Source organism: Bradyrhizobium sp. NBAIM08 (assembly GCF_020193935.1).
GTDB lineage: Bacteria > Pseudomonadota > Alphaproteobacteria > Rhizobiales > Xanthobacteraceae > Bradyrhizobium > Bradyrhizobium yuanmingense.
Map to the genome: position 1 here is coordinate 1 of NZ_JADYVR010000307.1, position 453 is coordinate 453.

Sequence of the window (453 nt, forward strand, 5' to 3'; positions counted from 1 at the left end):
CTGATGGACTCCACCTGCAACCACCACTCCACCCCTATGCCAACGACCTCGATATCTTTGGCAAAGCATCCCTCTTCCAATATACCAACCGAACGGAATCTGAACAGGGCGCGGAGTTGTTTGCTACCTGGTTATTACAACCTGCCGATCATCACTCCATTCTTGACCGGCAACAATCAGCCAAAGAGATGAGCGGGAATATCAACTGGCGCCAGCAGCTTCGCGCTTACGGTATTGCCCACCCTATTACAAAAAAAGCTGAACACAATATTGAATCATGGGTCGCCGCACCCAATAAATTTCTTGGCAACATCGCCTGGACCATTGCCCGCTTCCTCTTACCAGCAGCAGCCATCACCGTACTTGTTTTGTTTTTAAATGATACCATTCCTGAATCATCTTTCTATCCGTTGCTCTTGTTACTCTTCCTCGTCGCCTCTGCCATTTCCAGGG

General features: G+C 49.0%; 1 protein-coding gene. It reads left to right on the forward strand.

Going from position 1 to position 453, the window contains the following annotated elements:
• Window positions 1-453: hypothetical protein (locus tag I6F37_RS39630; protein ID WP_225154322.1), on the forward strand; the 453-nt coding region annotated here is incomplete at both ends.